The 25966-nt window shown below is 68.3% G+C and carries 25 protein-coding genes and 1 pseudogene; 19 read left to right on the top strand and 7 right to left on the bottom strand.

Annotated features, from left to right (window positions below; all coding sequences use genetic code 11):
- The 8 genes and pseudogenes from anvM (at position 1) to M6E97_RS01960 (ending at position 5142) form a co-directional block, all read left to right on the top strand.
- Positions 1-396: an anaerobic/virulence modulator AnvM gene (gene anvM, locus M6E97_RS01995; protein ID WP_003092971.1), complete on the top strand. Its 396-nt coding sequence runs from the start codon at positions 1-3 to the stop codon at positions 394-396.
- Positions 397-556: 160 nt separating this feature from the next.
- Entirely contained in the window at positions 557-1021 is a 465-nt protein-coding gene (locus M6E97_RS01990) for a hypothetical protein (RefSeq protein ID WP_003092973.1), read from the top strand.
- Between the two features lie 15 nt (positions 1022-1036).
- Positions 1037-1786, top strand: a pseudogene (locus M6E97_RS01985) (class I SAM-dependent methyltransferase).
- 87 nt (positions 1787-1873) lie between these two features.
- Complete coding sequence (locus M6E97_RS01980) at positions 1874-2704, top strand: SDR family oxidoreductase (RefSeq protein WP_014604019.1); 831 nt, start codon at positions 1874-1876, stop codon at positions 2702-2704.
- A gap of 20 nt (positions 2705-2724) precedes the next feature.
- Positions 2725-3111, top strand: a complete 387-nt coding sequence (locus M6E97_RS01975; protein ID WP_009313425.1) for a hypothetical protein — start codon at positions 2725-2727, stop codon at positions 3109-3111.
- 94 nt (positions 3112-3205) lie between these two features.
- A complete protein-coding gene (gene tpbA / locus M6E97_RS01970; protein ID WP_033939651.1) occupies positions 3206-3862 on the top strand; it encodes a tyrosine phosphatase TpbA in 657 nt (218 codons plus the stop codon).
- A 104-nt stretch (positions 3863-3966) separates the two neighbouring features.
- Positions 3967-4866 carry a TIGR01459 family HAD-type hydrolase gene (locus M6E97_RS01965; protein WP_019726670.1) on the top strand — a complete coding sequence of 300 codons (900 nt, stop codon included), beginning with the start codon at positions 3967-3969 and terminating at the stop codon, positions 4864-4866.
- A gap of 30 nt (positions 4867-4896) precedes the next feature.
- Positions 4897-5142, top strand: coding sequence for a YgjV family protein (locus M6E97_RS01960; RefSeq protein WP_003092978.1), 246 nt, complete (start codon positions 4897-4899; stop codon positions 5140-5142).
- Between the two features lie 58 nt (positions 5143-5200).
- Here M6E97_RS01960 and M6E97_RS01955 read toward each other — a convergent pair whose 3' ends face one another.
- Complete coding sequence (locus M6E97_RS01955) at positions 5201-6475, bottom strand: cation:proton antiporter (RefSeq protein WP_003092979.1); 1275 nt, start codon at positions 6473-6475, stop codon at positions 5201-5203.
- 441 nt (positions 6476-6916) lie between these two features.
- Between M6E97_RS01955 and M6E97_RS01950 the strand changes: the two genes are divergently transcribed.
- The 4 genes from M6E97_RS01950 to M6E97_RS01935 are packed head-to-tail and all read left to right on the top strand — an operon-like array spanning position 6917 to position 10403.
- The gene (locus tag M6E97_RS01950; RefSeq protein ID WP_003092982.1) at positions 6917-7639 is read left to right on the top strand and encodes an ABC transporter permease; all 723 of its coding nucleotides are present in this window, start codon (positions 6917-6919) and stop codon (positions 7637-7639) included.
- Positions 7639-8565, top strand: coding sequence for a glycine betaine ABC transporter substrate-binding protein (locus tag M6E97_RS01945; RefSeq protein WP_031685398.1), 927 nt, complete (start codon positions 7639-7641; stop codon positions 8563-8565). Before M6E97_RS01950 ends, M6E97_RS01945 begins: the two co-directional genes overlap by 1 nt.
- Positions 8565-9227 carry an ABC transporter permease gene (locus M6E97_RS01940; RefSeq protein WP_003092985.1) on the top strand — a complete coding sequence of 221 codons (663 nt, stop codon included), beginning with the start codon at positions 8565-8567 and terminating at the stop codon, positions 9225-9227. Before M6E97_RS01945 ends, M6E97_RS01940 begins: the two co-directional genes overlap by 1 nt.
- A gap of 12 nt (positions 9228-9239) precedes the next feature.
- Positions 9240-10403 (top strand): betaine/proline/choline family ABC transporter ATP-binding protein, encoded by a 1164-nt coding sequence (locus M6E97_RS01935; RefSeq protein ID WP_023111397.1) that lies wholly within the window; start codon positions 9240-9242, stop codon positions 10401-10403.
- Positions 10404-10530: 127 nt separating this feature from the next.
- Here M6E97_RS01935 and M6E97_RS01930 read toward each other — a convergent pair whose 3' ends face one another.
- Genes M6E97_RS01930 through M6E97_RS01915 form a run of 4 tightly spaced genes read right to left on the bottom strand, consistent with a single transcriptional unit; the run spans position 10531 to position 15348 of the window.
- Positions 10531-11439 (bottom strand): HlyD family secretion protein, encoded by a 909-nt coding sequence (locus tag M6E97_RS01930; protein ID WP_003113767.1) that lies wholly within the window; start codon positions 11437-11439, stop codon positions 10531-10533.
- Positions 11440-11475: 36 nt separating this feature from the next.
- Positions 11476-11676 (bottom strand): DUF1656 domain-containing protein, encoded by a 201-nt coding sequence (locus M6E97_RS01925; protein WP_003082823.1) that lies wholly within the window; start codon positions 11674-11676, stop codon positions 11476-11478.
- Entirely contained in the window at positions 11666-13861 is a 2196-nt protein-coding gene (locus M6E97_RS01920) for an FUSC family protein (protein WP_033939653.1), read from the bottom strand. The genes M6E97_RS01925 and M6E97_RS01920 overlap by 11 nt, the downstream gene beginning before the upstream one ends.
- Positions 13858-15348 carry an efflux transporter outer membrane subunit gene (locus M6E97_RS01915; RefSeq protein ID WP_003108854.1) on the bottom strand — a complete coding sequence of 497 codons (1491 nt, stop codon included), beginning with the start codon at positions 15346-15348 and terminating at the stop codon, positions 13858-13860. The genes M6E97_RS01920 and M6E97_RS01915 overlap by 4 nt, the downstream gene beginning before the upstream one ends.
- A 245-nt stretch (positions 15349-15593) precedes the next feature.
- Between M6E97_RS01915 and M6E97_RS01910 the strand changes: the two genes are divergently transcribed.
- Positions 15594-16547 carry a LysR family transcriptional regulator gene (locus tag M6E97_RS01910; protein ID WP_003092994.1) on the top strand — a complete coding sequence of 318 codons (954 nt, stop codon included), beginning with the start codon at positions 15594-15596 and terminating at the stop codon, positions 16545-16547.
- A gap of 94 nt (positions 16548-16641) precedes the next feature.
- Positions 16642-17619 (top strand): 2-hydroxyacid dehydrogenase, encoded by a 978-nt coding sequence (locus tag M6E97_RS01905; RefSeq protein WP_003137762.1) that lies wholly within the window; start codon positions 16642-16644, stop codon positions 17617-17619.
- Positions 17620-17636: 17 nt separating this feature from the next.
- Here M6E97_RS01905 and M6E97_RS01900 read toward each other — a convergent pair whose 3' ends face one another.
- Complete coding sequence (locus M6E97_RS01900; protein WP_003092997.1) at positions 17637-18539, bottom strand: DMT family transporter; 903 nt, start codon at positions 18537-18539, stop codon at positions 17637-17639.
- 125 nt (positions 18540-18664) lie between these two features.
- Here M6E97_RS01900 and mdrR1 point away from each other — a divergent pair, with 125 nt between their 5' ends.
- The 4 genes from mdrR1 (at position 18665) to fecA (ending at position 23555) form a co-directional block, all read left to right on the top strand.
- Positions 18665-19546, top strand: coding sequence for a transcriptional regulator MdrR1 (mdrR1, locus tag M6E97_RS01895; RefSeq protein ID WP_003132628.1), 882 nt, complete (start codon positions 18665-18667; stop codon positions 19544-19546).
- Between the two features lie 100 nt (positions 19547-19646).
- Positions 19647-20156 carry a sigma-70 family RNA polymerase sigma factor gene (locus M6E97_RS01890; RefSeq protein ID WP_003092999.1) on the top strand — a complete coding sequence of 170 codons (510 nt, stop codon included), beginning with the start codon at positions 19647-19649 and terminating at the stop codon, positions 20154-20156.
- Positions 20153-21106, top strand: coding sequence for a FecR domain-containing protein (locus M6E97_RS01885; RefSeq protein WP_009313412.1), 954 nt, complete (start codon positions 20153-20155; stop codon positions 21104-21106). The genes M6E97_RS01890 and M6E97_RS01885 overlap by 4 nt, the downstream gene beginning before the upstream one ends.
- Before the next feature lie 94 nt (positions 21107-21200).
- Positions 21201-23555, top strand: a complete 2355-nt coding sequence (gene fecA, locus M6E97_RS01880) for a TonB-dependent Fe(3+) dicitrate receptor FecA (protein ID WP_033939656.1) — start codon at positions 21201-21203, stop codon at positions 23553-23555.
- A gap of 95 nt (positions 23556-23650) precedes the next feature.
- Here fecA and ivy read toward each other — a convergent pair whose 3' ends face one another.
- Positions 23651-24112, bottom strand: a complete 462-nt coding sequence (gene ivy, locus M6E97_RS01875) for a lysozyme inhibitor Ivy (protein ID WP_003093002.1) — start codon at positions 24110-24112, stop codon at positions 23651-23653.
- Positions 24113-24332: 220 nt separating this feature from the next.
- On the opposite strand from ivy, the gene M6E97_RS01870 reads away from it, so the two are divergent.
- Positions 24333-25916: a peptide chain release factor 3 gene (locus tag M6E97_RS01870; protein ID WP_003093004.1), complete on the top strand. Its 1584-nt coding sequence runs from the start codon at positions 24333-24335 to the stop codon at positions 25914-25916.
- The last annotated feature ends 50 nt before the right edge of the window (positions 25917-25966 follow it).

Below are 25966 nucleotides of genomic sequence, written 5' to 3'. Positions count from 1 at the left end.
ATGATGTTCGAACGCAGCCCCGACGATCCCCTTCCCCTGGTCTACGCCTGCTCCGGCTGCTCCAACGTGGCGCAACTGGCCAACGATCTCGCGCTGCGCCTGGATCGCGCCCGGCTGGCGGAGATGTCCTGCATCGCCGGAGTCGGCGGCGACGTCCCGCTGCTGGTCCGCCGGGCCCGCTCCGGGCGACCGATCCTAGCCCTCGACGGATGCCCGCTGCATTGCGTGAAAGGCTGCCTGGCGCGCCACGAGGTAGTCCCGACCCTGCACCTGACCCTCAGCGAACACGGCCTGAAGAAGCGCTACGGCGAGGACTGCGAGGCGCAGGACGCCGAGCGCCTGTTCGTCGAGCTGGAGCGTCTGCTGACGCCGGGCGGCAAGCGCCGCTGCGAATGACGGCGAGGCCGGGGGCGGCGGCGATCCCCAGCCTGCCGCCCGCCTTTCGGCCTCCCTCGCGCATATCGCGGCTCCTCCGCCGCGTAAGCGTGCCCGTACCGCCTGCGATACGCAGCAGTGCGCTAGGATGTCCCCTCGGCTTCGAAGAAAGGACATTTCAATGCTGATCGGTGCGCTGCTGGTTCTCACCTGGGTCATCCTCCTCGTCCGATACCCGGCCAAGGCCCTGCCGGTCTCCCTGGCGGCTCTCGCCGGGCTGGGCCTGGTGGCGGCCTGGGTGATCTGGCAGGACAACGACGAAAGCCGCCACCTGCAACGCCAGGAACTGCGCCTGAGCTATGCGCCGGAACGCTGTCCGGTGGACCGGCCGCTGGCGGTCGAGCTGAAGAACGGCAGCGACCGTCCGTTGCTGGAGCTACGCTGGAGGATCGCCGCCTACCGCCCCGGCGACAGCGTCAACCTGGCCGACACCAGCTTCGACAGCCCGCGCTACCGGGCGCCGAACGCCCTGCTCGGCGGCGACAGCTGGCACGACTGCCTGCCGCTGCCGCCGCTGCGTCCGGGCTATCGCGCCAGCACCCTGGAATTCCGCGCCGAACGCCTGGACGGGCGTTTCGGCAACTGACCGAGGGAGGACCCGATGGAAACCCGCCGTCTGTTCGACCAGGGCTCCGCTGCCTACGCCAGCGCCCGCCCGCGTTATCCCGATGCGCTCTACCGCCATCTCGCCGGGCTCTGCGGCCAGCGCCGGCGCGCCTGGGACTGCGCCACCGGTACCGGCCAGGCCGCGCTCGGCCTGGCGCAGCACTTCGGCGAAGTCCTCGCCAGCGACACCAGCGCGCAGCAGATCGAACACGCCGTTGTCCATCCGGGTATCCGCTACAGCGTGCAGGACGCCGAAGCCACCGACTATCCCGACGCCGCCTTCGACCTGGTCTGCGTAGCCCAGGCCTGGCACTGGTTCGACCACTCGCGCTTCAACCGCGAGCTGCTGCGCGTGCTGCGTCCCGGCGGCGTGTTCGCCGCCTGGGGCTACGGCTGGTTCAGCATCGACGCGCAGATCGATGCCGCCATCGACGAGGAATACCTGCGCCCGATCGGCCCGTACTGGGCGCAACAGAACCGCCTGCTGTGGAACGCCTACCGGGATGTCGAGCTGCCGCTGGGCGAACTCCCCGCGCCGGCCTTCGTCATCGAGCAACAATGGAGCCTGGCCCGGTTGTTCGACTACATGGCCACCTAGTCGGCCAGCCGCCTGTGCCGCGAGGCGCAGGGCAACGCTTTCGTGCGCCAGGCCCTGCAACGGGTCGCCGCGCTCTGGGGCGAGCCGACCTCGACACGCAGGGTTCGCATGCCGCTGGCGCTGCGGATCGCGCGCAAGGACGCCTGACCGAGCCTTCGGGCGGTTTTCCGCGGCCGGCGAATCCAGTACGGTAGGCCGCCCTCCTTCCAACTCCCAGCCAAGGAACGCCGCCCCATGAGCCAACCCGTCGCCTTCGTCACCGGCTGCTCCAGCGGCATCGGCCGCGCCCTCGCCGACGCCTTCCAGCGCGCCGGCTACCGGGTCTGGGCCAGCGCACGCAAGGAAGACGACGTGCGCGCCCTGGCCGAGGCCGGCTTCCAGGCGGTGCAACTGGACGTCAACGACGCCGCCGCGCTGGCCCGTCTGGCCGAGGAGCTGGAAGTCGAAGCCGCCGGCCTCGACGTCCTGGTCAACAACGCCGGCTACGGCGCCATGGGTCCGCTGCTGGACGGCGGCGTCGACGCCATGCGCCGGCAGTTCGAGACCAACGTGTTCGCCGTGGTCGGCGTGACCCGCGCGCTGTTCCCGCTGCTGAGGCGCAAGTCCGGCCTGGTGGTGAACGTCGGCAGCGTCTCCGGCGTGCTGGTCACGCCCTTCGCCGGCGCCTACTGCGCCTCCAAGGCCGCGGTGCATGCGCTGAGCGATGCCCTGCGCCTGGAACTGGCACCGTTCGGCGTCGAGGTGCTGGAAGTGCAGCCGGGCGCCATCGCCTCGAACTTCGGCGCCAGCGCCAGCCGCGAGATGGACAGCGTGGTCGACGAACGCTCGCCCTGGTGGCCGTTGCGCCGGCAGATCCAGGCGCGCGCCGCGGCATCCCAGGACAATCCCACGCCCGCCGAAGACTTCGCCCGCCAGTTGCTCGCCGCCGTGCAGCGCCGTCCGCGCCCGCCGCTGGTGCGCATCGGCAATGGCAGCCGGGCCCTGCCGGCGCTGGCCCGCTGGATGCCGCGCGGCCTGCTGGAGCGGCTGCTGAAGAAGCGCTTCGGCCTCGACACGCGCCTCTGAAACCGCCAGGAGATACCGCCATGGGCGACCGCCTTGCCGTACCCATCCGTTACTACGCCCTGGCCGGGATCGCCGCGGCGATCCTGCTCAACGTGCTGCTGCGCGGGGTGGTCCGCTTCGGCGGCCTGCCGGCCAGCCTGCTGATCGCCGCGCTGGTCGCCGGCGGCCTGGCCTGGTGGTTCGCCCGCGCGCAGCGGCGCTGGCCGACCTGGGGCGAGCGCTTGCGCCTGGTCGCCCTGTATGGCGGAGTGCTCGGGATCCTTTACCTGCTACTGGTCGGCCTCGCCTCGCTGAAAGGCGATCCCAGCCCGGCGGCACTGCTCATCGTGGTGCTGCACTACCTGTGCTATCCGGCGCTGTTGCTGGTGTTCTTCTCCGGCAGGGTCTATGGATTCTTCCTGCGCTGACAGGTGAGGCTGCCTCAACGAATTCTTCACATTCTCTTCAGCTCGGCTTGACCCGCCCTCGCCTAGTGTTGGCCACCCACCGCACGAGGCCGACATGCACCGTTCACCGCTCGCCTGGCTCCGCCTGCTCCTAGCCGCCGTGCTCGGCGCCTTCCTGCTCGGCGGCCCGCTGCATGCCGCCGAGACTGCCGCCACGCGTTCGCCAGCCTGGGCGCAAGCGGTCGACCCGTCGATCAACCTCTACCGCATGAGCCCCACCCTCTATCGCAGCGCGCTGCCCAACGCACAGAGCGTCGCGCTGCTGCAACGCCTGCAGGTGAAGACGGTGGTCAGCTTCATCAAGGACGACGACCGCGCCTGGCTGGGCCAGGCTCCGGTGCGGGTGCTCAGCCTGCCAACCCACGCCGACCGGGTCGACGACGCCGAGGTGCTCAGCGTCCTCCGCCAGTTGCAGGCCGCCGAGCGCGAAGGCTCGGTACTGATGCACTGCAAGCACGGCAACAACCGCACCGGACTGTTCGCCGCCATGTACCGCATCGTCGTGCAGGGCTGGGACAAGCAGGCCGCGCTGGAGGAAATGCAGCACGGCGGTTTCGGCGACGAGGACGACATGCGCGACGCCAGCGCCTATGTGCGCGGCGCCGACGTCGACGGCCTGCGCCTGGCGATGGCCAACGGCGAATGCAGCCCATCGCGCTTCGCCCTCTGCCATGTGCGCGAGTGGATGGCCCAGGCGCTCGACCGGCCGTAAACACGCGCAGGGCCGAAAGGCTTGGTCCCGTCACGCAAGTTTGGCACCCTTGGGGCTCGCCGCCGCACGCGGCGGCCCACTTCGACAGCCGCGACGAGACTCCCATGAGCGATGCCCCGACCTCCCCGCGCTTCAGCGCCGCCACCAGCACCCGCCTGCTCGACCATGCGCAACTGGAAGCGCTCTGCGCCGACTATGACGGCTTCCTTCTCGATCTCTGGGGCGTAGTGATGGACGGCGCCGAGGCGTTCCCCGGCGCCCTCGCCTGGCTCGCCCGGCGGCACGCCGAAGGCCGCCCGGTCTGGTTCCTCAGCAACTCGTCCAGCAGCGTGGTGGAAATGAGCGCCGGGCTCGAGCGCCTGGGCATCCAGCGCGACTGGTTCGCCGGCATCACCACCTCCGGCCAGTTGACCATCGACGCCCTGCTGCAAACCGCCGACTACCGGCGTGGCGGCATCTACCTGGCCGGCGTCGGCCTGGCCCAGCAGAGCTGGCCGGCGGAAATCCGCGAGCGCTTCGTCGAGGACATCGCCCAGGCGGCGCTGATCGTCGGCGTCGGCAGCTTTCCCCAGGAAGAACTGGAACAGCGCTTCGCGCCCCTGCGCGGCGCCACCGACCTGCCGTTCCTCTGCGCCAACCCGGACCGCGTGGTGGTTTCCGGCGGCCGCACGGTATACGGCGCGGGCATGCTCGCCGAGCTGTTCAGCGAGGAAGGCGGCCAGGTCAGTTGGTACGGCAAGCCCGACCCGGCGGCCTTCCGCATCGCCCAGCGGCAACTGGAAGCGCGCGGCGCGCGGCACATCCTGTTCGTCGGCGACTCGCTGGTGACCGACGTCCCCGGCGCCCTCGCCGCGCGCATCGATACCCTCTGGCTGGGCGCCACCGGCATCCACCGCGAAGCCCTGGGCGCCGAGTTCAACGGGGCGCTCGACGAGGAACGGGTCAGGTCGCTGCTGCACGGCTATCCGATCCGACCGCACTTTGCCGCGCCAGGGCTGGTCTGACCCCTCAAAGGTCGGAAAAAGGATGCGCGCATGCATTGGCTGGACTACCTGCAATGGCCCGCCATGCTGGTCACGGTGGTGGCCGCCTGGCTGGTGGCGTCGGCGCACCGGCGACGACGCAAGGTCGGCTTCTGGGTGTTCCTCGCCAGCAACCTGCTGTGGATCGCCTGGGGCCTGTACGCCCAGGCCTATGCGCTGATCCTGCTGCAGGTCTGCCTGGCGGCGATGAACCTGCGCGGCACCCATCGCAACGAAGCGCCACAGGACAGCGCCTGATGGCCGCCAACGAAAACGCCCGCCATGACGGCGGGCGCTCGCCTTGCGAAGGCCGCGCTCAGTGCGCCCCCTCGCTTTTCTCCAGCGGCTGGCCGGCGTAGATACGACGCACCAGCGGGCCGATGGAAAGCCCCTGGAGCAGGATCGATACCAGCACCACGATGTAGGTCAGGCTGAGGATCAGGTCGCGCTCCGGCCCCAGCGGCAGGGACAGCGCCAGCGCCACCGAGACGCCGCCGCGCAGCCCGCCCCAGACCAGGATGCGGATGGTGCCCGCCGGTACCTGCCGGTTGGCGCCACGGAAACGGCGCAGGACCAGGATCGCCGGACCCACCGTGAGCAGGCGCGAGACCAGCACCGCGCCGCCGAGGGCGAAGGCCGCCGCCACGTGCAGCCAGGAGAACGGCAACAGCAGCAGCTCCAGGCCGATCAGGGCGAACAGCAGGGCGTTGAGGATCTCGTCGATCAGCTCCCAGAACTTGTCCACGTAGCGCCGGGTCTCGTCCGACATCGCGTAGTGGCGTCCGTGGTTGCCGATGATCAGCCCGGCCACCACCATCGCGATCGGCGCCGATACGTGCAGGCGCGCGGCCAGCGCGGCGCCGCCGATGACCAGGGCGAGGGTCAGCATGACCTCCACCTGGTACTGGTCGATGCCGCGCATCATCACGAACACGCCGTAGCCGAGCACCGCGCCGAAAAGCACGCCGCCGATGGCTTCCTGGACGAAGAGGATCGCCGTGGCACTGACCGTGGGCGCCTCGCCGAGCTGGAGGATGCCGAGGATGATGGCGAACACCACCACCGCGGTGCCGTCGTTGAACAGCGACTCGCCGACGATGGTGGTCGCCAGCGGTTTCGGCGCGCCGGCGGACTTGAGGATGCCGAGCACGGCGATGGGGTCGGTCGGCGAGATCAGCGCGCCGAACAGCAGGCAGTAGATGAAATCCACCTGCCAGCCGAACAGCGGGAAGGTGTAGTAGGCCAGGCCACCGATGACGAAGGTGGCGATCAGCACCCCGGCGGTGGCCAGCAGGCCGATCGGCCACTTGTAGCTGCGCAGGTCGGAGAGGTCGACGTGCAGTGCGCCGGCGAACAGCAGCGCGGGCAGGAACCAGGTCATCAGCACTTCGGAGAAGTCGATGCGGCGGATGATTTCCTGCATCTCCACCTCGAGGATCGGATAGCCCAGTTCCGACAGCCCCTGGACGATCAGCGAGAACACCAGCGCCGTGGCCATCACGCCGATAGTCGGCGGCAGGCGGATGAAGCGGTAGTTGACGTAGGTGAGCAAGGTGGTCAAGGCAATGAATGCCGCGACGAGATCGAGCATGACGCGGGGTACTCCCTTAGCAGAAGGTAAAACACCTACCCCAAAAGGCCGATCCGTGAACCGTGGGGTGCGAATGTCTGGAAAAGCCCGAGAAAATTTCGGAACCCGCATCATAACCGCAGAAAAGCCCTGGGCGTCGATCGCACCGATACGGTGCATGGCGCGCCGCCGACGCGGCAACGCCCTTCTCGCCCGCTCCCCCGGGAAAATTTCTTCGTTCGCCGCCAGCCCAGGCGAGACGGCGGCTGCGGCCGCTTGCCCAGGCCCGGTCATGGCACAAGCATGGCCGTTTCGTTGAACCTCCGCGAACGACGAACGGTCAACCCTTTCAGGGCCGGCAATTCGGTGCCCATCCGAAGCCTTTGATTTCCGGCCTGTTTCCGCGCTTCGACGAAGCGCCCGACAGCGTAGCCAACGCTCATTCCGAAGGGAGTCCCGACCATGGTGAAAACCTGTGGCAAGGCCCTGCTCGGCCTCTGCGCCGCAGCCGCCGTACTGGCCTTGCTGATCCACTGGATCACCCCCGCGACCATCCTCCACTACCGCGAGGACCTGCTGTTCTACTTGCAGGCCCACCTGGTGCTGGTCTTCAGTTCGATGGCGGCCGCCCTGCTGGTCGGCGTGCCGGCCGGCATCCTGCTCAGCCGTCCCGGCATGCAGGCCCAGGCCGAACGCCTGATGCAGGTCTTCAACGTCGGCAACACCATCCCGCCGCTGGCGGTGCTGGCCATCGCCCTGGCGATCATCGGCATCGGCAACGGCCCGGCGATCCTCGCCTTGTTCCTCGCCTCGCTGCTGCCGATCGTGCGCAACACCTACGAGGGTCTGCGCAATGTCTCGCCGGCGCTGAAGGAAGCCGCCACCGGCATCGGCATGACGCCCAACCAGGTGCTGCTGCGGGTGGAACTGCCGAACGCGGTGCCGATCATCGTCGGCGGCGTGCGCGTGGCCCTGGCGCTGAACGTCGGCTCCGCGCCGCTGGCGTTCCTGATCGGCGCCAACAGCCTGGGCAGCCTGATCTTCCCCGGCATCTACCTGAACAACCACCAGCAACTGCTGCTCGGCGCCGCCTGCACGGCGCTCCTCGCCCTGCTGCTGGACGCCCTGGTGGTGCTGTTCAGCCGCATGTTCCTGGAACGCGGCCTGACCGCCAAGGAGGCCTGATGAACCGACTGATCCGCTCACTCTGCCTGGCCTGCGCCGGCCTGCTCGCCGCCGGCCTGGCGCAGGCGGAAACCCTGCGCATCGGCGGCAAGACCTTCACCGAGCAGCGCATCCTCACCGCCATCACCGCGCAGTTCCTGCAGAAGCGCGGCTACGACGTGACGGTCACCACCGGGCTGGGCAGCACCCTGGCCCGCGCCGCCCAGGAAAGCGGCCAACTGGATATCGTCTGGGAGTACACCGGCTCGTCGCTGATCGTCTACAACCACATCGACGAGAAGCTCGACGCCGCGGCTTCCTACCGCCGGGTCAAGCAACTCGACGAAGCCCAGGGCCTGGTCTGGCTGAAGCCGACCCGCTTCAACAACACCTATGCCCTGGCCATGCCCGAGGAACAGGCCGAGCGCCTGGGCATCCAGAGCGTCAGCGATCTCGCGCGGGTGCTCGCCGAACAGCAGGAGGCCGAGCCCGGGAGCACCCACCTGTTCGCCATGGACCCGGAGTTCGCCGGCCGCCCCGACGGCCTCGGCCCCATGAGCGAGCTGTACGGCCTGCACTTCACCCGCAACGACATCCGCCAGATGGACGCCGGGCTGGTCTACACCGCGCTGAAGAACCGCCAGGTGTTCCTCGGCCTCGTCTACACCACCGACGGCCGCCTGAAGGATTTCAAGCTGCGCGTGCTGAAGGACGACAAGCAGTACTTCCCCTTCTACAACGCCGCCCCGGTGGTGCGTAAGGAGGTCATGCAGCGCCATCCGGAGTTCGCCACGCTGTTCGATCCGATCATCGAGCGGCTCGACGACGCCACCATGCAGGCGCTCAACGCGCGGGTCGATATCGAGCAGCAGACGCCACAGAAGGTCGCCGCCGACTTCCTCCGCGAACACCGCCTGCTCGACGACGGCCAGGGAGGTAGCCAGTAATGGACTTCTTCAGCGTGCTTTCCCATCTCGACTGGTCCCAGGTCGGCCAGCTCACCCTCCAGCACCTGCTGCTGGTACTGGTCGCCGTAGGCCTGGCGATCCTCGTCGGCGTGCCGCTGGGCGTGCTGATGACCCGCTTCACGTGGCTGGCCGGCCCGTTGCAGGGCGCCGCCACGGTGATGCTGACCATCCCCTCGATCGCCCTGTTCGGCCTGCTGATGCCGGTCTACTCGGTATTCGGCCAGGGCCTCGGGCCGCTGCCGGCGATCACCGCGGTGTTCCTCTATTCGCTGCTGCCGATCCTGCGCAACACCTACCTCGCCCTGACCGGCGTCGAAGCGGGCATCCGCGAGGCCGGCAAGGGCATCGGCATGACATTCTGGCAACGCCTGCGGATGGTCGACATTCCCCTCGCGGTGCCGGTGATCCTCGCCGGCGTACGCACCGCCGTGGTGATGAACATCGGCGTGATGACCATCGCCGCGGTGATCGGCGCCGGCGGCCTGGGCGTGCTGATCCTCACTTCCATCAGCCAGAGCAACATGCCGATGCTGGTGGTCGGCGCGGTACTGGTCAGCCTCCTGGCCATCGTCGCCGACCTGCTGCTGCAATGGCTGCAACGCATCCTCACCCCCAAGGGACTGCGCGCCAGCGCGCACTGACAGGAGCCGAACATGATCGAACTGGACAAGCTCAGCAAGACCTTCACCCAGAAGAACGGCAAGGAGTTCCGCGCCGTCGATTCCGTCAGCCTGACCGTGGAGAAAGGCGAGATCTGCGTCTTCCTCGGCCCCTCCGGCTGCGGCAAGACCACCACCCTGAAGATGATCAACCGGATCATCCCGCCGACCTCCGGCCGCGTACTGATCGACGGCCAGGACACCGCGGACCTCGACGAAGTCACCCTGCGCCGCCACATCGGCTACGTGATCCAGCAGATCGGCCTGTTCCCGAACATGACCATCGAGGAAAACATCATGGTCGTGCCGCGCCTGCTCGGCTGGGACAAGGCGCGCTGCAAGGAGAAGGCCCGCGAGCTGATGAGCATGGTCAAGCTGGAGCCCAAGCAGTACCTGCAACGCTACCCGCGCGAACTCTCCGGCGGCCAGCAGCAGCGCGTCGGGGTGATCCGCGCGCTGGCGGCGGACGCGCCGCTGCTGCTGATGGACGAGCCGTTCGGCGCGGTCGATCCGATCAACCGCGAGTCGATCCAGAACGAGTTCTTCGAGATGCAGCGCAAGCTCGGCATGACCGTGATCATGGTCAGCCACGACATCGACGAAGCCATCAAGCTGGGCGACAAGGTGGCGGTGTTCAAGAGCGGCCGGCTGCTCCAGTACGACCACCCGGATACCCTGCTGGCGCACCCGGCGGACGAGTTCGTCAGCGCCTTCACCGGCCAGGACAGCACGCTCAAGCGCCTGCTCCTGGTGCGCGCCGAGGACGCCGCCGACAGCAGCCTGGTCACCGCCCGGCCGCAAACCCCGGTGGCCGAGGCGCTGGAACTGATGGACGAGAACGACCGGCGCTACCTGATCGTGGTGGATGACCAGGGCAAAGGCCTGGGCTACGTGCGACGCAAGGACCTGCGCCGCCAGGAAGGCACCTGCGAACCGTTCGTCACCCCGTTCCGGGTCACCGCCAGCCACGACGAGCACCTGCGCATCCTGTTGTCGCGGATGTACGAGTTCAACAGCTCCTGGCTGCCGGTGCTCGACCCCGACCAGCAGTTCCTCGGCGAGGTCACCCAGGAGTCCATCGCCGACTACCTCAGCTCCGGCCGCTCGCGCGGCGGCAAGGGCCTGATCGTGTCGCCGGCCGAACAGGTCGGAGCCTAGGCCGCCGGGTGGATATTCACCGCCGGCAGCCGCCAACCGCAGCGTATTCCTGGCGAGTGGCGCCCTCTTCCGCCCCGCCGAAACGAAAAAGCCCGGCATCCGCCGGGCTTCTCCATGCCTCTTCCACTCAACCGGCCCGCCCCGGCGCCTGCGCCGCCGAGGCCTGGTCGTCGCGCCCTTGTGGCTTGACGATCACCGTGCAGGTGATCCCCGCCGAGAGCAGCACGCCGTCCGGCACTTCGTCGATGTGTACCCGCACCGGCACGCGCTGGGCCAGGCGCACCCAGTTGAAAGTGGGGTTGACGTCGGCGGTCAGCTCGCGGCTTTCCGGGTTGTCGCGGTCGTAGATACCGCGGGCGATGCTTTCCACGTGGCCCTTGAGGTGTTCGCCGCTCATCAGCTGCATGTCCACCGGGTCGCCTTCGCGGATGTACGGCAGCTTGGTTTCCTCGAAGTAGCCGTAGACCCAGTAGGAGTTCTTGTCGATCACCGCCATCTTCGCCTCGCCGACCCGCGCGTAGTCGCCACGGTGCACGTTGAGGTTGGTGACGTAGCCGTCGACCTGCGCCACCACCCGGGTGCGCTCCAGGTTCAGGCGCGCGGCGTCGAGCTGGGCCTTGGCCTGCTCGTAGTCGGCCATCGCCGCGGCGGCGGTGTTGTGGGCGTCGTCGCGGCTTTCGCGGGAGACCACCATCTCATCCATTTCCGCGCGCCGCCGGGCGTTCAGCTGGCGCATCTCCAGGGTCGCCTTGCGCGAGGCGACCAGCGACTCGGCCTGCTTCACCGCGATGCGGTAGTGGTCGGGGTCGATCTGCATCAGCAGGTCGCCTTTCTTCACCAACTGGTTGTCGCGCACCGGGACGTCGACGACGATCCCGGAAACGTCGGCGGCGACATTGATCACGTCGGCGCGCACGCGACCGTCGCGGGTCCAGGGGGTGTCCATGTAGTTGACCCACAGGGTCCGCCCGATGAATACGGCGACCAGCAGGATCAGCAGGGTCGCCAGCAGGCTGATTACGGATTTCAAGGTCATGGTCGGCTCACGATAACGAAGAGGTGCGCTACCGCCTCAGCGGTAGATGGTCAGGGACAGGCCGCCGTACAGGCAGGCGAACAGGCTGACCCGGAACAGCGCCGGGTGCCAGGTGAAGCGATACAGGCCAACCGAGGCGAAGATCCGGTCGAGGCCCCAGGTGAGCGCCGCGGCGATCACGAACAACAGCGTCAGGGTCGGCATGTAGACCCCATGGATGGCGATTTCACGAGGCATGGACGGTACCTTGGCCGCTCGTCCGACCGGCCAGTTCGGTCAGCGGCGAGGTCGGCGCGAGCAGGGAAGAACGGATGAAGTGCAGGTAGCTGCGCACCCGCCGTAGCGGCGAGCTGTCGAAGTGCGGCGCGCAGGGTTCGTCGGTGTGCCTGGCCGCGTGGATGGCCTGGTCGACGGCCGCCAGGGCGCGCTCCAGGTTCTCCGCGCCGGGGCGCACGAACAGCCGGATCAGGGCCCGCCCCATGGCGCGGATCGCCTGGCGCCAGGGCATGGCCTCGGCGTAGCAGGGTTCGTCCGGCAGGCGCTCCTGCTCGCGACGCAGCTCGATGATCGCGTGGCCGACCTCGAGCACCAGGAACATCCAGCGCAGCAGGCCGCGCTGCACGTCCGGGCGCCCGGCGGCGACGCCATAGGCCTGGTTCAGCAGGTCGCGGGTACCGCTTTCGAAGGCCGAGCCAAGCCCCCTGCTCCTGCCGCTGATGGCGAACACCACGCGCATCCGCAGGTCGCGCTCGAGGCGCTTCCACAGCCAGGCGCTGTTGGGCGGCAGAATGACCGCGGCGGCCGCGGCCGAGAGCAGCATCGAGAGGATCAGGGCGATGTACTCGTTGATCACGTGGGCCGGGTCGTAGACGGTCAGGTTCGCCGGCACCGAACCGAAGCAGAAGAACACCAGCAGGCCGAGACCGTAGCCGGCCCACTGCGGCCGCGAGGAGATGAACGCGCCGAGGGCGAACACCGGCGCCAGCACCAGGCACAGCAGCGGGAAACCGTCGATGTGCGGGTAGACGAAGAACATCTCGCTGAAGCCGAGCAGCGCCGCCGCCATGGTGCCGAGGGCCATCTGCATGGCGACCTTCTTCGGGTTCGGCGCCGCCGAGGCCAACGCCGAGACCGCCACCGCGTTGAGGGCGAAGGTGCCGCCGCTGGGCCAGGTGCTGTAGATCCAGAAACAGCCGAACAGCAGGATCATCAACCCGGTGCGCATCCCCGCCACTGCCGCCGCCACCGCGTTGGCCTTGGCGGTGAAGGCGTCCTTCCACTGCTCGCGCTCGTGGCGGTGGGCGGCCAGCGAGGCATGGGTCAGGGCGTAGTCGTGCATCTCCTCGGCGAAACGGTAGAGCAGCTCGGCGGCGGTATTGAAGTCCAGCCGCGCCTCTTCGCCCGGCTCCCGCGCCAGCAGCTCGCCGCGCGCCTGGCGGATACGCGCCATCAGGCGTTCGCGGCAGTCGGCGAGGCGCTGGGCGAAGCGCTCGGCGTCATGGTCGGTGACGGCGCGGCCACGGATCTCCTCGAGCAGCCCGGTGATTTCCTCCAGGCACGGCTCGAACGCATCCAGCACCTGGGTGGAGCCCTGTGCGCGCAGGCGTTCGAGCAGTTGGTGGAGGGCGTGGAAACGGGTATTCATGGCCATGAACTCGCTGCTCAGGCGAATCAGCCGGCCATTGCGCAGGCGCATGTGCGGATCCTCGAAGGCGCTCGCCGCGCGCATCGTCTCCAGGCCCACGGCCTGGGCGGCGAAGGCCACGTTGCTGCTTTCGAAGCGCTCGCGCCCGCCGACCCCGCGCAGGCTGTCGAGGACGAACGCGGCGAACAGGCCGAAGCGCACGTACAGCGCATTGCGCATCGCCGCGCTGGTGGTCTGCGGCATGATCACCGCGCTGACCACGCCCGAGCAGAGAATCGCCAGGCTGATTTCCAGGACCCGCCAGATCGCCTGCATGAAGGCGCCTTCCGGATGGCTGGTGGCGGGGATGCCGATCAGCGTCGCGGTGTAGCCGGCGAGCACGCAGGCGTAGGAGCGGAAGTCACGGTAGCGGGCGGCCCCGGCGGTGCAGAGGCCGATCCAGATCGCCGAGCTGAGCAGGAACAGCACCCGCTCCTGGGCGAACAGGGCGATCAGGGTGACCATCACGCTGAGGCCGACCAGGGTGCCGAGGATGCGGTAGAAGCTCTTGGCGAACACCTGGCCGCTCTGCGGCTGCATGACGATGAACACGGTGATGGTCGCCGTGCTCGGTTGCGGCAACTCCAGGCGCATCGCCAGCCAGAGGGTCAGGAAGGCCGCGCAGAGCACCTTGAACACGTAGATCCAGGTCGCCCCGTCGCTGCGCGCCCACTCGGCCAGCGCGCGCCGCCACTCGTCGCGGCTGGGCAGGGCGAAACCAGCGGAGCGGCCACTCATCGCGAAGATACCGCTCTGACCGGGACGTTCTCCGGCGCCAGCTTCCGCTGCGCCGGCGTATCGGCGCCGGCCCCGACGCCGCCGCCGAGGGCGGTGAGCAGGCTGGCGTGGGCGGCCAGCCGGGCGGCCTGCACCTGCTCCTGGACCAGTTGCTGCTGGAACAGCCGGGTCTGCGCGTTGAGCACGTTGAGGTAATCGGTGAGGCCGCGCTGGTAGGCCAGGGTGGCGATATCGTAGGTCTTCTGCGCGGAAGCCACCGATTGCGCGGCGAAGTCCTTCTGGATGTCCACCGAATGCAGGCGGATCAACTGGTCGGAAATGTTCTTCAGCGCATCCACCAGGGTCTGGTTGTATTGCTCCACCGCCGCGTCGTAGCCGGCCGCCGCCTCGCCCAACTGCGAACGCAGGCGGCCGCCGTCGAAGATCGGCAGGGTCACCGCCGGGCCGGCGCTGTAGGTGTACTTGGCGCTGCGGAAGAACTCCAGCATGCCGCCGCCGACGGCACTGAAGCCGACCGAGGCCATCAGGTCGACGTTGGGGTAGAAGTCGGCGCGCGCCACGTCCACGCCCTTGGCCAGGGCGGCGACCTGCCAGCGGCGGGCGACCACATCCGGGCGGCGACCGAGCAGTTCGGCCGGCAAGGCGCTGGGCAGGCTCGGCTGCGCCGCCAGGTTCAGGCTTGGCCGGCGGATCGTGCGGCCCTCGCCCGGGCCCTTGCCGGCCAGGGCGGCGAGCAGGTTGCGGGTGAGCTGGATTTCTTCGTCGATCACCTCGATGCGGCGCTCGGTCTCGGGCAGCGGCACTTCCGCCTGGCTGACCTCGAAATGCGTGCCGATGCCGCCGCGCAGGCGACGCTGGGCCAGGGCGAGGATGTCGCGCTGCTGTTGCAGCATGGCCTTGGCGATGTCCATCTCGGCGTACTGCAACGAGAGCTGGACGTAGGCGCGCACGATGTTGCCCTCCAGCTCGAGCTGCGCCTGGCGCGCCTCGGCGGCGGCCATGTGGGCCAGGTCGACGGCGCGCTCGCTGTCGCTGCGGTCGCGCCCCCAGAGATCGAGCTTGTAGTTCAGGCCGATCTCGGTGGAGTTGTTCCAGGAAGTGGTCCGCGCCAGGTCGCCGGGGCCGTAGAAATAGTCGTCCGGCCAGCGGTGGCGGACCAGCGAGCCCTTGCCCTCGATCTGCGGCGACTCGATGGACTCCACCAGCCCGGCCATGGACTTCGCCTGGCGTACCCGCGCATGGGCTACCGCCAGGCCTGGATTGCCGTCCAGCGCCTTCTCGATCCAGGCGTCCAGCTGCGGATCGGCATACACCTTCCACCACTGCGCCTGCGGCCAGCCGGCCTCGCGGGCGGCAGCCTGGATCGCATGGTCGGTGGCCAGGGCGTTGGCGTCGAGCGTGGCGGCCTGGGGGGCGATATCGCCTGTACTGACACAACCGGATATTGCGGAGAAAACGACGAGAAAACCGACGAAGGAGCCGACCAAGGTCAGTTCCTTCCTGAGAGCACGCGGCACGTTGTCTGATCCTGGAGGGGCGAAGCACGGAATTTGAACGGTACGGGCGCCGTTCAACCCGCTCGAGCGTTCGTGCGCTCGGGGGCCGATGAATTTTAAGAGGCTGGCGGCTGCTGATAAGCTGGCTCAAGTGCGATTGTTTATTGCGTAATGTGAAATAATCCGCCCTCGCAACAATCTGACACACTTCTGCGCGTGCCTAGGAGGCCCCGTCGATGGACACCCTGCAAAACATGCGAGCCTTCGTCTGCGTGGCGGAAACCGGCAGCTTCACCGCGGCGTCCCAGCAGCTCAACACCACCACCGCCTATGTCTCGCGGGCGGTGGCCAACCTCGAGACGCACCTGCGCACCCGCCTGCTCAACCGTACCACTCGTCGCATCGCCCTCACCGAGGCCGGCCAGCGCTACCTGCTGCGCTGCGAGCAGATCCTCGCCTACGTCGAGGAAGCCGAGGCCGAAGCCAGCGACGCCCATGCCCGCCCCGCCGGCAAGCTGAAGCTGCATTCGATGACCGGCATCGGCCAGCACTACGTGATCCGCGCCATCGCCGGCTACCGCCAGCAGTACCGCGACGTGACCTTCGACCTGACCATGGCCAACCGCGTGCCGGACCTGCTCGACGAGGGCTTCGACGTGGCCATCGTGGTGGCCTCCGAGCTACCCGATTCCGGCTTCATTTCCCAGCGCATCGGCGAGACCTACAGCATTCTTTGCGCCTCGCCGGAGTACCTGCGCCTGAACGGCACGCCGAGCGAGCCTTCGGAGCTGGCCAGCCACGACTGCCTGCGCCTGGTCAGCCCAGTGGTGCCGCTGGATCGCTGGCTGTTCGACGGTCCCAACGGCCAGGAAATGGTCTCCATCGGCGCCTCGCCGTTCCAGGTCAATGTCGGCGACGCCATGACCGAGGCAATCCGCTCCGGGCTGGGCATCGGCATCCTGCCGGTGTATTCGGCCATCGAGGACCTGGGCAAGGGCACCCTGGTGCGGGTACTGCCGCAACACCGCCTGCAACAGCTCAACGTCTATGCGCTGTACCCTTCGCGGCAGTATCTCGACGCGAAGATCAAGACCTGGGTGGAATACCTCAAGGAAAGCCTGCCCGGCCTGCTCCAGCGCGACGAAGCGGCGCTGGTGGAGCTGGGCCTGGAACTCGGAAGACCCTCCTGAGCCGATAATCGCCCGCCCAGTGGCGGGCCCCTGCCCGCCGCTTCGATGGCGGTGGTATGGTCGGCGCTTTCGCTCCCGCTTGCAGAGTCCCGTCATGAAAAAGAACGTCTTCGTCTTCAGTCGCCTCGCCCCCGAGCATCTCGAACGCCTGCAACGCCAGTTCAACGTCCGCGTGCTCGAACCGAAACAGGGCGACATCGACGCCCAGTACGCCGCCGCCCTGCCCGATACCCACGGCATGATCGGCGTCGGCCGGCCGCTCGGCGCCAGGCAACTGGAACAGGCGAAGCAGCTGGAAGTCATCTCCAGCGTCTCGGTCGGCTACGACAACTATGACCTGGACTACCTGAACCGCCGCGGCATCGCCCTCACCAACACGCCCGACGTCCTCACCGAGACCACCGCCGACCTCGGCTTCGCCCTGCTGATCAGCGCCGCGCGACGGGTCGCCGAACTGGACGCCTGGGTCAAGGCCGGGAACTGGAAGCGCACCGTCGATGCCCCGCAGTTCGGCACCGATGTGCATGGCAAGAAACTCGGCATCCTCGGCCTCGGCCGGATCGGCGCGGCCATCGCCCGGCGCGGCCGTTTCGGCTTCGGCATGCAGGTGCTCTACCACGGCAACAACCGCAAGCCGGAACTGGAACAGGAACTCGGCGCGCGCTTCCTCGGCTTCGACGAACTGCTCGGCGAGGCCGACTTCGTCTGCGTGGTGGTGCCGCTGGGAGCGCAGACCCGGCGGTTGATCGGCGCGCGCGAACTGGGCCTGATGAAGCCCTCGGCGATCCTGGTCAACGTCGCCCGCGGCCAGGTGGTCGACGAGGCCGCGCTGGTCGCCGCCCTGCGGGAGAAACGCATCCTCGGCGCCGGCCTGGATGTCTACGAGAAGGAACCGCTGGCCGAATCGCCGCTGTTCGCCCTGGACAACGTGGTGACCCTGCCGCACATCGGCTCGGCCACCCACGAGACCCGCCGGGCCATGGCCGAGCGGGCGCTGCAGAACTTCGAGGCGGCCTTGCGCGGCGAGCGGCCGCTGGACCTGGTCAATCCGCAGGTGTGGCGACGCGGCTGAGCGCGCCTCCCTCTCCGCTAGGTCGAGCGCGCCGGCCCGGCCAGCGCCGGCGCCTTCGGCTTGCGGAACACCAAGACGTTGCCGAGCATCACCAGGACCAGCCCGGCCAGCGCCGGAGCGGTCCAGCGGTAGCCCTCGGCGAAGGCCGAGATGTTCAGCGCCACCACCGGGAACAGCACGGTGCAGTAGGCGGCGCGATCCGGGCCCATGCGCCCGACCAGGGTCAGGTAGGCGGTGAAGCCGATCACCGAGCCGGGGATCGCCAGGTACAGCAGCGAGCCGACGTAGCGCGCGCTCCAGTCGAAATTCAGCGGCACGCCCTGGAACAGGCACAGCGCCAGGAGGATCAGGGTGCCGTAGAGCATGCTCCAGGCATTGCCGGTGAGCGGGCGGATGCCGGCCTTCTGTTGCAGGCTGGAAAGCATGTTGCCGGTGGAGAAGCACAGCGTGCCTAGCAGGGCCAGGCCGAGGCCGTAGAAGGTTTCCGGGGTGGCCTGGTGACCCACCAATTCCGGCCAGAACAGCAGCCCCAGGCCGAGCAGGCCGAGACCGCCACCGGCCATCACGTTCGACGCGATGCGCTGGCCGAACCACAGGCGGGCGTTCAGCGCATTCCACAGGGTGGCGGTGGAGAACACCACGGCCACCAGGCCGCTGGGAATCCACTGGCTGGCGGTATAGAAGCAGATGAAATTCAGGCAGAACAGGCATACGCCCTGGGCCATGCACAGGCGTTGGCCCCGTGCGTCCAGCCTTTGCAGGCGGCGGCCGAGCAGCAGCACGGCGAACAGCACCAGCGCCGCCAGGGCGAAGCGGTAGGCGATCGACAGGGTGATCGCCACCGGGCCCATCTGCAGCTTGATGGCGATCCAGGTGGTGCCCCAGATGAGCACGGTGAGCAGGTACAGCGAAAGATTCATGGCGACTCCGCAACGACAGGATGCCGTCAGTCTGCGGGCGAGGCCGGGCGCGACCATTGTCCATTCTTGCGCTTTTCATCCGCCGCCTCTCGCGGCAGCGTCCGGGCGCGGGTAGCATGGCCGGCATGCACCAACCCAGCGATTTCCAGGTATTCCGCACCCTCGACCGGACCTCCAATGCGCGCCTGCTGCGCAGCAGCACGCTCAGCGACGGCCTGGCGCTCGCCCATTGGTACCGCGACGAAGCGGAGATCCTCGGCTACAGCGACCCCGGCCATCACACCCTGTCGCTCTACCTGCAGGGCGGCTGGCAGACCTTCCGCCGCGATCGTCCCGGGCTCTATGGCGGCCCCGATCGCTTCTGCGTGATGCCGGCCGAACACCACTCCGACTGGGCGGTGACACGCGGCCTGGGCTTCATGCACCTGTACATCAGCCCGGAACGCCTGGCCGGCGCGGCGGTACGCACCCTCGATTGCGAACCGCGCAGCCTGCAACTGGAGGAGCGCACCTACATCCAGGACGAGCCGCTGGCCGCCCTGTGCCGGACCCTGGAACGACAGGACTGGAACGAACCCGGCGAGCGCCTGCTATGCACCAGCCTCGCCCACCAGGCGGTGGACCACCTGCTGCTCACCGGGTGCGGCAGGCGTACCGACGTACGCTGGCAGGGCGGGCTGGCCGCGCACGTGCGGCGGCGCCTGGCCGACTACATCGAAAGCCACCTGGAGCAGCCGCTGGAACTGGGGTCGCTGGCGGAGCTGGCGGCGCTCTCCGAGTACCACTTCGCGCGCATGTTCCGCGTCTCCTTCGGCCTGCCGCCGCACCGCTACGTGCTGGAACGACGCCTGGCGCGGGCCCGCGACCTGCTGGCGTACTCCGCGCAGTCGCTCCAGGAGGTCTCGCTGGCCTGCGGCTTCGCCAGTCCGAGCCATTTCAACCGGCGCTTCCGCGAAGCCCATGGCGCCACCCCGGGGCAGTACCGCGCCGCCCTGAAAGCCTCCTGAAAGCCAGGCGCCGACAGCCTGCGGTTGTAGGCAGGCATTCCCGCAGCATAAAATGATAACTATTATCATTCGTTAATCCTTCTGCTCCGGGAATGTCCAGGTGTCGAGCGCCGACCTCGCCCACGCGGCCGCGTTGCATACCCTCTACAGCGACCACCACCACTGGCTCACGGGCTGGCTGCGGCGCCGCCTCGGCTGCCCGCAGAACGCCGCCGACCTGGCCCAGGACACCTTCGTCAAGGTCCTGGTTTCGCGCCAGGCCGCGCGCATCGACGAACCGCGCGCCTTCCTCACCACCATCGCCCGCCGCGTGCTGTGCAACCACTACCGCCGCCAGGACGTCGAGCGCGCCTACCTGGAAGCCCTGGCCAGCCTCCCCGAGCGGGAAGTCCCCAGCGAAGAGACCCGCGCCATCGTCCTGGAGACCCTGGTCGAGCTGGACCGTCTGCTCGACGGTCTGCCGCCGCTGGCCAAGGAGACCTTCCTGCTGGCCCAGCTCGACGGCCTGGGCTACGCCGAGATCGCCACGCAGCTGGGCATCTCCCTGAGCAGCGTCAAGCGCTACATGCTCAAGGCTGCGCAACGCTGCTACTTCGCCGAGCTGCCATGAGCCTGCCCGCCGCACCCAAGGTGCCGCCGCAGGTGGCCGAACAGGCCGTGCGCTGGCTGGTCGAGCTGCAGGGCGGCGCCGACGACGAACGCCTGCGCCAGGCCTGGCAGCGCTGGCGCCAGGCGGCCCCGGAACACGAGCAGGCCTGGCGCCACATCGAGGCGGTCAACCAGCGCCTGGCCGGGATAGGCACGCCACTGGCCCTGGCCGCCATCAACGCACCGCATTCGCCGCAACGCCGGCGCGCGCTGAAGACCCTGCTGCTGGTCCTGGCCGCCGGCGGCAGCGCCTGGGGCCTGCGCGAGAGCGGCAGCCTGCAGCGCTGGAGCGCCGACTATGCCACCGGCGTCGGCGAACGCCGGCGCCTGGCCCTGGCCGACGGCAGTCGCCTCGAGCTGAACAGCGACACGGCGGTGGATGTACGCTTCGATGCCGGCGAACGGCGCCTGCTCCTGCTGCGCGGGGAAATCCAGCTCAGCACCGGCCAGGACCCGCGCCCGCTGCACGTGTACAGCGCGGAAGGCCGGCTGCGACCGGTGGGCACCCGGTTCGACGTGCGCCAGTTCGCCGGACGCACCCGCGTCGCCGTCCACGAAGGCGCGGTGCAGGTGGAGAACCACGCCGGCCAAGGCCTGCTGCTGCCCAGCGGCCGGCAGTTGGACTTCGACCGCGAGCGACTCGGCGTTCCGCAGCCGTTGCCGGTCGGCAGCGGCGCCTGGACCGACGGCATGCTGGTGGCCGCCGGCATGCGCCTGGACGAATTCCTCGCCGAAGTCGCGCGCTACCGCCCCGGCCGGCTGGGCTGCGACCCGCGCATCGGCGGCCTGCGGATTTCCGGCAGCTATCCGCTGGACGATAGCGAGCGGATCCTCGCCACCCTGCCGGCGGTGCTGCCTGTGGAGGTACGGCGCGTCACCCGCTACTGGGTCGGCGTGCACCCGCGCGAATGAGCGGAAAGATATTTCCGCGTACCTGAGCCTTTTTCCCCACCTCGCGTGACAGAGGAGGAAAGCCAACCTCGAAAGATCCACTGGAGTGTCCCTCATGTCCCCGTCACGCGCCCTGTCGCCGCTCAGCCGCGCCCTGCTCCTCGCCTGCCTCGGCGGTCCCGTCCTGGTTTCCGCCGGCAGCGCCTGCGCCGCCGAGATCCGCACCGATGCCCGCCAGTACTACCGCCTGCCTGCCGAGCCGCTGGAGCAGGCGCTGAACCACCTAGGCCGCCAGGCCGGCGTGCTGATCGCCTTCAGCCCGGAACAGACCGCCGCGCGACGCAGCCAGGCGCTGGACGGCGAGTACACCCTGGAGGAAGCCCTGGCCGCCCTGCTCGCCGGCTCCGGCCTGGAGGCGCGCGCCCGCGGCGACGGCGCCTATACCCTGGAGGCGCTGCCGGTGGAAGACCCGGCCAACCTGCAGGCGCTCACCGTGGTCGGCGACTGGCTGGCCGACGCCAGCGCCGCCGACGTCTTCGAGCATCCCGGTGCGCGCGACGTGGTCCGCCGCGAGCAGTTCCAGGCCCAAGGCGCGGCCAGCACCCGCGAAGTGCTGGAGCGCATTCCCGGGGTCAGCGCGCCGCTCAACAACGGCACCGGCAGCCACGACCTGGCATTGAACTTCGGCATTCGCGGCCTCAACCCGCGCCTGGCGTCGCGCTCGACGGTGCTGATGGACGGCATCCCGGTGCCCTTCGCTCCCTACGGCCAGCCACAGTTGTCGCTGGCGCCGGTGTCCATCGGCAACATGGACGCGGTGGACGTGGTCCGCGGCGGCGGCGCGGTGCGCTACGGGCCGCAGAACGTCGGTGGCATCGTCAACTTCGTGACCCGGGCGATCCCCGAGGACTTCGCCACCAAGCTCGACGTGCACAGCGAACTCAGCCCCAGCTCCAGCCAGGACGGCCTGAAGACCACCCACAACGTGCTGATCGGCGGCACCGGCACCAACGGCCTCGGCGGCGCCCTGCTCTACTCCGGCACCCGCGGCGGCGATTGGCGCGAGCACAGCGATACGCGGATCGACGACCTGATTCTCAAGGGCCGCTTCCAGCCCAGCGACGAACACGCGTTTTCGGCGATGACCCAGTACTACGACGGCGAGGCCGACATGCCCGGCGGCCTCAGCGCCGCGGCCTACCGCGACGATCCGTACCAGTCGACCCGTCCCTACGACAAGTTCTGGGGCCGCCGTACCCTGGCCAGCGCCAGCTACGAATACACCCCCAACGCCAGCCAGAAGCTCAACGTCACCGGCTTCTTCACCAAGACCCTGCGCAGCGGCTACCTCGACCAGGGCCGCAACCTCACCCTGTCGCCGCGCGAATACTGGGTGCGAGGCCTGGAAACCCGCTTCAGCCAGGGCTTCGAGCTGGGCGAAAGTCGCCACGAAGTGGGCATCGGCCACCGCTACGTCAACGAAGCCAGCCACGAGCTGCGCTACTGGACCCGCGCCGACAGCGGCCAGCTACCCAGCACCGGCAGCCGCAACGACCGCGACACCCGCGGCAGCACCGAAGCCAACGCGTTCTACATCGACGATCGCATCGACATCGGCAACTGGACCATCACCCCTGGCATCCGCTACGAGAAGATCGACTCCGAACAGAAGAACCTGCTGAAGAACAGCAAGGACAGCGGCCGCTACAACGCCTCGCTGCCGGCGCTCAACGTGATCTACCACCTCACGCCGAGCTGGAACCTCTACGCCAACACCGAGGGCTCGTTCGGCACCGTGCAGTACAGCCAGATGGGCAAGGCAGTGCAGAGCGGCGACATCGAACCGGAGAAGGCCCGCACCTGGGAACTCGGCAGCCGCTACGACGACGGCATCCTGCGCGCCGAACTGGGCGCCTTCCTGATCAACTTCGACAACCAGTACGAGAGCAACCAGCAGACCGACAGCGTGACCGCCCGCGGCAAGACCCGGCACAAGGGCATCGAGGCGGCGATCGCCTACGACCTGGCCGATCTCGACCCGCTGCTCTCCGGCTTCGACGTCTATGCCAGCTACGCCTACGTCGACGCGAGCATTCGCGAGGACGGGCCGAACAAGGGCAACCAGGTGCCGTTCTCCTCGAAGCACAAGGGCACCCTTGGCGCCAACTACCGCACCGGTGCCTGGAGCTACAACCTCGACGGCAGCTTCCAGACCAGCCAGTACGCCGACAACGCCAACACCGAGAGCGAAAGCGCCGACGGCAGCACCGGGCGGATCGCCGGCTGGATGGTCTGGAGCGCGCGCGGCACCTACGACTTCGGCCCGCAACTGAACGACCTCAAGCTCGGCCTGGGGGTGAAGAACCTGTTCGATCGCCGCTACTACACCCGCTCGTTCGACGACAACAACAAGGGCCTCTACGTCGGCCAGCCGCGCACCCTGTACGTACAGGCCTCGGTCGGTTTCTGAAGGAAGACTGCGGGAGCGCATGGCGCAACGGCGGACGATCGCCAGCGATCATCCGCCCTTCCCGCCGCCGGGCCTGGTCCCCCTCAGGCCCGGCGTCACTTCCAGTTCGGATCGCTCTCCAACTGTTTCATCAGCAGCTCGCGGACCTGCCTGGAGGGTTCGCCGTACCAGCGATAGGTGGCGTACTTGCTCGGCGTCTGCATGACTTCGGCGGGCTCGTCCGGCAGGCTCACCTGCAGCCCGTAGGCGGCACTCTTGTCGCCACGGAACGCCACCAGCAGGCGGTTGTTGCCGCAATCGTGGGGTTTGCAACTGTTGGCCAGGACGTAGGGCTGGCCCTCCAGGCTCAGGCTGGTGGACGGGGAACTCGGGCCGCTGGCGTCGGAAACCCATTTCGGCACGTCGCTCTCGCCCTTGAACATGGCATGCCAGGTGGCCTTGTAGCCGGGCTGGCCGAGCAGTTCGAACAGCCGCGGCTGCTCCTCGGCCTGCGCCGGCGCCCAGTGCAGCGCCGCGCCCAGCAACGCCAGGGAGAGCAGTCTGGATACTCCGTTCATGGTGATTTCCTTCGATCGGGTGAAATGAAAGCAGTCTATCCGGCGGTGGCCGCCGCTGGCTGCTTGGAACGGCACGACTGCGACAAGTTCGCTGTCCACCGGCAATTCCATCGATCGCCGGATGACAGGCATCCCGACGCGCCGCGTTTTACCGCTATAATCCCGCGTTTTTCCGGGCCGTCCCGCGCCCACGCCAACGGATTCCAGCAGGCACGCATCCATGACCACTCAGGCCGCCGAAGTCGCGAAGCGCCGTACCTTCGCGATCATTTCCCACCCCGACGCCGGTAAGACCACCATCACCGAGAAGCTCCTGCTGATGGGCAAGGCGATCGCCGTCGCCGGTACCGTGAAGTCGCGCAAGTCCGACCGCCACGCCACGTCCGACTGGATGGAGATGGAAAAGCAGCGCGGCATCTCCATCACCACCTCGGTGATGCAGTTCCCCTACCGCGAGCACATGATCAACCTGCTCGACACCCCCGGCCACGAAGACTTCTCCGAAGACACCTACCGCACCCTGACCGCGGTGGACTCGGCGCTGATGGTGCTCGACGGCGGCAAGGGCGTCGAACCGCGGACCATCGCCCTGATGGAAGTCTGCCGGCTGCGTGACACGCCCATCGTCAGCTTCATCAACAAGCTCGACCGCGACATCCGCGACCCCATCGAGCTGCTCGACGAGATCGAGGCGGTGCTGAAGATCAAGGCCGCGCCGATCACCTGGCCGATCGGCTGCTACAAGGACTTCAAGGGCGTCTACCACCTGGCCGACGACAGGATCATCGTCTACGTCCCGGGCCACGGCCACGAGCGCATCGAGACCAAGGTCATCGAAAAGCTCGACTCCGACGAAGCCCGCGCCCACCTCGGCGATCTCTACGACAATTTCGTCGAGGAGCTGGAGCTGGTGCAGGGCGCCTGCCACGAATTCGACAAGGACGCCTTCCTCAAGGGCGAGATGACCCCGGTGTTCTTCGGCACCGCGCTGGGCAACTTCGGCGTCGACCAGGTCCTCGACTGCATCGTCGACTGGGCGCCGCAGCCGCTGTCGCGCGCCACCCACGAACGCAGCGTGGAGCCGACCGAGGAGAAGTTCTCCGGCTTCGTGTTCAAGATCCAGGCGAACATGGATCCCAAGCACCGCGACCGCATCGCCTTCATGCGCATCTGCTCGGGCAAGTACGAGAAAGGCATGAAGATGCGCCACGTGCGCCTGGGCAAGGACGTGAAGATCGCCGACGCGCTGACCTTCTTCTCCTCCGAGCGCGAGCAACTGGAAGAGGCCTATGCCGGCGACATCATCGGCCTGCACAACCACGGCACCATCCAGATCGGCGACACCTTCAGCGAAGGCGAGAACTTCGGTTTCACCGGCATCCCGCACTTCGCCCCGGAACTGTTCCGCCGCGTGCGCCTGAAAGACCCGCTGAAGTCCAAGCAGTTGCGCCAGGGCCTGCAGGAACTGGCCGAGGAAGGTGCGACCCAGGTGTTCTTCCCCGAGCGCAACAACGACATCATCCTCGGTGCGGTGGGCGTGCTGCAGTTCGACGTGGTCGCCAGCCGCCTGAAGGAGGAATACAAGGTCGAGTGCGCCTACGAGGCGATCAACGTCTGGTCGGCACGCTGGATCGAGTGCGACGACGAGAAGAAGCTCAAGGAGTTCAAGGACAAGGCCTTCGAGAACCTCTCCGTGGACGGCGGCGGGCACCTCACCTACCTGGCGCCGACCCGCGTCAACCTCAGCCTGATGGAAGAACGCTGGCCGGACATCCGCTTCCGCGCGACGCGCGAGCATCACTGATCGCACGGGAGGAGCCAGGAACAGCCTCCCTGGCTCCTCCCCCGGCGGTC

Origin of the sequence: Pseudomonas sp. B111 (assembly GCF_026428275.1) — a bacterium.
Classification (GTDB): Bacteria; Pseudomonadota; Gammaproteobacteria; order Pseudomonadales; family Pseudomonadaceae; genus Pseudomonas; species Pseudomonas aeruginosa.
Note: the sequence above shows the minus strand (reverse complement) of the source record. Positions and strands in the feature narration are given on the sequence as shown.